Below are 3,206 nucleotides of genomic sequence, written 5' to 3'. Positions count from 1 at the left end.
GCCTGCCGCCGGGTCAGCCCGAAGCTGGCGAAGGCGTCCGCGGTGGCCAGCGCCTCCAGCTGCGCCGCGGTCAGGCCGACCCGGCGGGCCAGGTCCGGCATGTCCCGGTACGGCCCGTGGGCCGTCCGCTCCGCCTCGATCCGCTCGGCCACCTCGTCGCCGAGGGTGCGCACGGCGGACAGCCCCAGCCGGACCGCCGGACCGCCCAGCCCCCAGGCGTGCGGCGGCTCGCCCGGCTGGCTCCCCCACCGGGTCTCCGGGGTGGACTCCAGCACCGCCTTCGCCCCGCTGGCGTTGATGTCCGGCCGGCGCACCTCGACGCCGTGCCGGCGGGCGTCGTCGACCAGGGTCTGCGGCGAGTAGAAGCCCATCGGCTGGGCGTTGAGCAGCGCGGCCAGGAACGGGCCGGGGTGGTAGCGCTTCAGCCAGGAACTGGCGTACACCAGGTAGGCGAAGCTCATGGCGTGGCTCTCCGGGAAGCCGTAGCTGGCGAACGCGGTGAGCTTGCGGTAGACGTCGTCGGCCAGCTCCCCCGTGATGCCCCGCTCGGCCATCCCGGCGTAGAGCCGGTCGGCGATCTGCGCCATCCGCTCCACCGAGCGCTTCGCCCCCATGGCCCGGCGCAGCTGGTCGGCCCCGGCCGCGTCGAAGCCGGCCAGGTCGATGGCGAGCTGCATGAGCTGTTCCTGGAACAGCGGCACGCCGAGGGTCTTCTCCAGCGCGTTGCGCATCAGCGGGTGCGCGAAGGTCACCGGCTCCTGGCCGTTCTTGCGCCGGATGTACGGGTGCACCGAGCCGCCCTGGATGGGGCCGGGCCGGATCAGCGCCACCTCCACCACCAGGTCGTAGAACTCGCGGGGCTTGAGCCGGGGCAGGGTGGCCATCTGGGCGCGGCTCTCCACCTGGAACACCCCGACCGAGTCGGCCCGGCAGAGCATGTCGTAGACCTCGGGGTCGTCCAGGGTCATGTCGCCCAGGTCCAGGCTCATCCCGATCAGGTCGTAGCCGTAGTGCAGCGCGGAGAGCATGCCGAGGCCGAGCAGGTCGAACTTGACCAGGCCGACGGCGGCGCAGTCGTCCTTGTCCCACTGGAGCACGCTGCGGCCGGGCATTCGCCCCCACTCCACCGGGCAGACCTCGATCACCGGCCGGTCGCAGATCACCATGCCGCCGGAGTGGATGCCCAGGTGCCGGGGGAACGTCTGCAGCTCGTTGGCGTACGCCACCACCTGCTCGGGGATGTCCTCGACGTCGACCGCCGCGACCGAGCCCCAGCGGTCGATCTGCTTGCTCCAGGCGTCCTGCTGCCCGGGAGAGAAGCCGAACGCCTTGGCCACGTCCCGCACCGCCGACCGCGGCCGGTAGGAGATGACGTTGGCGACCTGGGCGGTGTGCTCCCGGCCGTACCGGGCGTAGACGTGCTGGATCACCTCCTCCCGGCGGTCGGACTCGATGTCCACGTCGATGTCGGGCGGGCCGTCCCGTTCCGGGGCGAGGAACCGCTCGAAGAGCAGCCGGTGGCGCACCGCGTCCACGTTGGTGATCCGCAGCGCGTAGCAGACCGCCGAGTTGGCCGCCGAGCCCCGGCCCTGGCAGTAGATGTCCTGCTCGCGGCAGAACGCGACGATGTCGTAGACCACCAGGAAGTAGCCGGGGAAGCCCAGGTCCTCGATCATCCGCAGCTCGTGCTCCAGCTGCGCGTACGCCTCCGGGTGCGCCTCGGGCGGGCCGTAGCGCTCCCGGGCGCCGACCATGGTGAGGTGGCGCAGCCAGCTCATCTCGCTGTGCCCCGGCGGCACCGGGTACGCCGGCAGCTGCGGCGCGACCAGTTGCAGGTCGAAGGCGAGTTCCGCGCCGAACTCGGCGGCCCGGGCCACCGCCCCCGGGTACGCGGCGAACCGCGCCGCCATCTCCGCGCCGCTGCGCAGGTGGGCGGTGGCGGCGGCGGGCAGCCAGCCGTCGATCTCGTCCAGGCTGCGCCGGGCCCGCACCGCCGCCACGGTGGTGGCCAGCCGACGCCGCCCCGGGGTGGCGTAGTGCACGTTGTTGGTGGCCACCGTGGGCAGCCCCGCCGCGGCGGCCAGCTCGGCCAGCGCGTCGTTGCGGTCGGCGTCGAGCGGGTGGCCGTGGTCGGTCAGCTCCACCGCCACCGTCTCGGCGCCGAACAGCGCGGTGAGCCGGTCCAGCTCCCGGGCCGCCGCGTCGACGCCCTCGGTGAGCAGCGCGGCGGGCACGTGCCCCTTGCGGCAGCCGGTGAGCACCAGCACGTGGTCGCGCAGCTCCTCCGCGACCTCTTCCAGCTCGCCGTAGACCGGGCGGCCCTTCTCGCCGCCGCGCAGCTGTGCCCGGGCGATGGTGGCGGCGAGCCGGGCGTACCCCTCGTGGCCGTGGGCCAGCACCAGCAGGTGCGCGCCGTGCGGGTCCGGCTCGCCGTTCTGCGGGCCGGGCAGCCCGAGGGAGAGCTCCGCGCCGAAGACCGTCGGCAGGTGCAGCGCGCGGGCCGCCTCGGCGAAGCGCACCACGCCGTAGAAGCCGTCGTGGTCGGTGACGGCGAGCGCGGTGAGCCCCAGCCGGGCGGCCTCCTCGGCCAGCTCCTCCGGGTGGCTGGCCCCGTCGAGGAAGCTGAAGTTGGAGTGCGCGTGCAGCTCGGCGTAGGGCACCGCGTCGTCCGGGCGGTCCAGCTCCGGCGGCGCGTACTCCTGCCGCTTGCGGCTCCACGCCGGGGAGTCGCCGCCGTCGGCGTCGACCGCGAGCGGGTCCACCACGTGCAGGTGCCGCTCGCCCTTGGGCCGCCCCCTGCCGGACCCGGACCGCCCGGAGAGCACCTGCTCCAGCTCCGACCAGGGCATCTTCGGGTTGTGGAAGCTCATCGGCGGGCTCCCGGACGGTTCCGCGTCGAGATCTTGGAACCTCGCGGCCCCTGGAGGGGCCGAATTCCTCCAAGATCTAGTTCCGTCCTCGCCCTGAAGCGCGGCACGCCAGCAGGTCGCACGGCCAAGGCACGGCGCTCAGTCATAGATCGCCTCCACCAGCCACTGGCCGCCCTCGACCGCGAGCAGCAGGGCCGCCCCGTCGGCCAGGCAGACCTGGAACCGGGCCCGGCGGCGGGCCTCGGCCGGCGCCCACCAGCGCTCGTCCACCGGCCACGGGCCGGCCCACCCGGCAATCTCGGCGGGCCGGCCGGCGCCGACGGTCAGCCGGGCCGG

At 74.2% G+C, this 3,206-nt stretch carries 1 protein-coding gene and 1 pseudogene; both read right to left on the bottom strand.

Annotated elements, in window-relative coordinates; genetic code table 11:
• The coding region (locus ACW0Q9_RS29985) for an error-prone DNA polymerase (protein ID WP_456187045.1) at positions 1-2,870 on the bottom strand (2,870 nt) is incomplete at its 3' end.
• Positions 2,871-3,008: 138 nt separating this feature from the next.
• Positions 3,009-3,206: pseudogene (locus tag ACW0Q9_RS29980) on the bottom strand (DNA polymerase Y family protein); the annotation flags it as partial.

It is taken from the genome of Micromonospora sp. I033 (genome assembly GCF_053890995.1).
This window is presented reverse-complemented; position numbering and strand designations above follow the sequence as displayed.